The 244-nt window shown below is 70.5% G+C and carries 1 pseudogene; it reads left to right on the top strand.

From position 1 onward, the window contains the following. Window positions 1–244: pseudogene (locus E5W87_RS13415) on the top strand (exodeoxyribonuclease VII large subunit); the annotation flags it as partial.

Below are 244 nucleotides of genomic sequence, written 5' to 3'. Positions count from 1 at the left end.
GGCTTCAGGCGCAGCGGCTGACGCCGGCCACTCTGTCGCGACGCATGAACGAGGCCCGCACGCTTGCCGGCCGCGATCTCGCCCGCGCGCAAGCGGCGTTCTTCGCCGTCGTGCGCGAGCGGCGAACGCGGTTCTCGCGCACCGCGGCACGGCTGTCGCCCGCGCCGATCGCAAGGCGGCAGAAATTGCAGGCAGATACTTTGATGGCGCTGTCGCGGCGACAGGACCGGGTGATTTTGGTGCG

Origin of the sequence: Mesorhizobium sp., assembly GCF_004962925.1 — a bacterium.
In the GTDB taxonomy this organism is placed as follows: domain Bacteria; phylum Pseudomonadota; class Alphaproteobacteria; order Rhizobiales; family Rhizobiaceae; genus Mesorhizobium.
This window is presented reverse-complemented; position numbering and strand designations above follow the sequence as displayed.